General features: G+C 33.1%; 3 protein-coding genes. All 3 read left to right on the top strand.

From position 1 onward, the window contains the following. Positions 1-291 (top strand): T9SS type B sorting domain-containing protein (locus BMY86_RS12895; protein ID WP_143065677.1); only part of this gene is annotated, 291 nt, incomplete at its 5' end. 361 nt (positions 292-652) lie between these two features. Beyond that, on the top strand, positions 653-1,003 hold the full coding sequence (locus tag BMY86_RS12890) for a hypothetical protein (protein WP_177177186.1): 351 nt from the start codon (positions 653-655) through the stop codon (positions 1,001-1,003). Positions 1,004-1,010: 7 nt separating this feature from the next. After that, positions 1,011-2,992, top strand: a 1,982-nt coding sequence (locus BMY86_RS12885; RefSeq protein WP_143065675.1) for a PKD-like domain-containing protein, incomplete at its 3' end; no start/stop codon positions are given.

The raw sequence follows: 2,992 nt of genomic DNA, 5'->3' as shown, positions 1-2,992 counted from the left end.
AATTTATCAGCTGATGTAGTTGTAATTGACTACCCTAAATATTTCACTCCAAATGGAGATGGTATTCATGATACTTGGAATATAATTGGATTATCAGATTACAATGATGCAGTGCTTTACATCTTTGATAGATATGGAAAACTAATCAAACAACTAGATCCATTAGGAATGGGATGGGATGGAACCTACAATGGAAACCAATTACCATCAACAGACTACTGGTTTACAGTTGAGTTTACAGAAAACGATCAAAGAAGAACATTCAAATCTCACTTCTCAATGAAACGATAAGTTGAAATAATAAACAATAAAAAAGGCTGTCAGAAATGACAGCCTTTTTTTATATAATATTTTTTTTTTTTAATATTATATAAAAATGAGTTTTTTTAGTATAAAACCCTAATGATGTAAGTAATTATTTATTTATTTTAATAATTAAAAGAAATTTGTTAAAATATGTCTTAAAAATTTGTTAATATGTTATATAAATTTTTTATATTGGGCGTAAAAATAATCTTTAATTAAAATATTTATATGAATAAATAACTACTAAGTAATGTTTTTAAGATGAAAATTTCTAAAAAAATCAAACCCAAAAATAGACTATAAGATGAAAAAAAATGTTAATTCGAAAAAAATTCTTTTAATCCTCGTGATGTTACTAGGATTTATTACCAATTCGTTTGCTCAAAAAAATCCGGCATATAATGACGAAATGATTCCGTTAAATAGAAATGAAGATGGAAGTTTTATGAGTGAAAATGAAATGTTTAAAAACAACTTAAAAAAAATTCAAGGAACTTTTCAAATTCAGATATCAAAAGCTGATTATACAGTTCCAATTTCAGAATCGCTCTATGATAAAATACAATCTTCAAGAAAAGAAAATGAAGATGTGATTTTATTTTTGGATGAAAACTCCAATTTATTTTTACCTTCTAAAAATAAAATTAATGCGATTGGGTTCAAAAAATTAGAACCAATTAAAGTTGTTATTAAATAGATTCTATATGATAAAAAAAATTACTTATTTTAAAACATTAGTAGGTGTCTTACTTTTGTTTTTTACAACATTAACTTTTGCTCAAGAAACATGCGGAACAGCTACAGTAGTAACTGATTTAACAGGTGCTGTTTGTGCTACGTCAACTGTTGGAACTGTTGATAATATTGGTTCTGGAGGATGTGAAGAAGGAGTATTAGATACTTGGTTTACGTTTACTGCACAAGGTGGTTCCGCAACAATAACAGTAACTGGTACAACTGGAGGTTTTAGACCGGAATTTTTTGTTGCTTCATCAAGTACAGGTACTTGTGGAGGGTTGTTTACAATTGAAGGTTGTTTTGATGGATCAGGTAATTACACCTCTTTAAACGGAACAATAAATGGATTGACGACTGGAACTCAATATTGGATTATAGTTTCAAGTAATGGAGATGTTACAACAGGAAATTTATCAGTTTGTGTAAATAATCCTGCTGTTGTGGCAAGTTGTGTAGATAATCAAAATTGTAGTGCACCTGCTACTTTAGCTTTGAATGCACCAGGTGGAGGTGCTGCGTGTGTGGCAGATTGTAACAATGGAGCTAATGTTGGGCCTAATTTTACTGGAAGTGTTTGTGCAGATATGCCAAATCCAACAGTTTGGTATTCTATTACTACAGGAGCTACAACAGCATCATTAGATATTTCAGTTACAAGTTCAACAATGGGAACACCTGAATTTGTTTTGTTCTCAACAAACTGTTCGACTTTTACAACCGTTAGTTGTGTAGAAGGAACGGGTACAACAGCTTCAGGTACAAATATTGCTGTGTCTGCAAATACAACATATATAATTGCTGTTTCTAATTTTTCTGGAAGTCAAGGTAATTTTAATTTGTGTGTGACTCAAAATACAGACAATAGTGCCTGTAACACTACAAGTGCATTAACGGTTACTTCAACTTCTATGGGTTCGCCTTTAGCTGGTCCTTATTTGCCAGGTGAACAAGTTACTTTTCAATATACGTTAACAAATTTTCAACAATTCAATTGTAATTATATAGGTGCTTTTGTACCAGAATTTGGAAATTGTTGGGATCCAGCTTCATTTAATGCACAAGGAATGCCAGTAAATATTGGTACACCATTAAATGTTAATGGAGTTATTCAACCTTGTCCTCCTGGACCACCTTGTGCTTGGAGTGCATGTGTTGGTACACCTGCTGGTTCATGGAACTGGTTCCCAGCTGGAGCTGCAACTTATAATGTTGCAGGTTATTATCCTGCTGGTACAGCAATGCCAGCTGGATGGTATTTTCTTTCTTCTTATAATCCAGCTACAGGAGCATGTACTGGAGATCCGACTGATCCAGATAATACATATGGAGATGGAAATTTCCCAGCATGTGGAACAAATACTTTCGATTATACTTTACGTTTTACATTAACTGCTGGTCCGGCTGCAAATTGTATCTCTGGAAATACAAATTGTCAAGTTTCTATTAAGACTTTTGCTGATGGTGAATTTGGTGTTTGGAATAACTTAGGTTGTACAGTAGATTTACCGGATATTAGACCTGCATCTTTATTGTGTTGTACTCAGCCTGTAATGACAAGCTTAGGTTCAGGTACTATTTGTAGTAATACAAGTGCCAATTTTGCATTAACTGCTAGTATTCCTTCTACTTTTACATGGATTGCCACAGCAAATGCAAATGTTACAGGGGAAAGTACTACATTGCAATCAGGAGCTACAATTACTGATGTGTTAGTAAATACTACTCTAGTTCCACAGATTGTTACATATACAGTGACACCTACTTCAATTGCTGATGGATGTATTGGGGTACCGCAAACAGTAAGTATTACAGTTAATCCTCAACCAAATGCTGGTACTGATGGAAATACTACTGTTTGTGATAACAGTGTGGCTGTAATTAATTTATTCAGTTTAATCACTGGAGAGCAAGCAGGTGGAACTTGGACGCAAACATCAGGATCGGGTGG

The organism is Flavobacterium urocaniciphilum, from assembly GCF_900110615.1.
GTDB lineage: Bacteria > Bacteroidota > Bacteroidia > Flavobacteriales > Flavobacteriaceae > Flavobacterium > Flavobacterium urocaniciphilum.
This window is presented reverse-complemented; position numbering and strand designations above follow the sequence as displayed.